At 60.5% G+C, this 276-nt stretch carries 1 protein-coding gene; it reads left to right on the forward strand.

The window, feature by feature from the left end; genetic code table 11:
• On the forward strand, window positions 1-276 hold a 276-nt coding region (locus AC0MA3_RS26490; protein ID WP_474658344.1), incomplete at both ends, for a pyridoxal-phosphate dependent enzyme.

The raw sequence follows: 276 nt of genomic DNA on the forward strand, positions 1-276 counted from the left end.
GTTCCGCGGCGCCTACAACCGCATCAGCCAGATGACGGCGGACGAGCGCAAGCGCGGCATCGTCGCCTTTTCCTCCGGCAACCATGCGCAGGGCGTGGCGAGTTCCGCCCAGCTTTTCGGCATCAAGGCTGTCATCATCATGCCATCCGATGCACCGCAGCTGAAAATTGCCAATACACGGTCCTATGGCGCTGACGTGGTGCTCTATGACCGTTACAAGCAGAGCCGGGAGGAGATCGCGGCCGAGTATATCAACGGACGCGGCATGATTCTGGT

Source organism: Paenibacillus sp. LS-5, assembly GCF_056121505.1.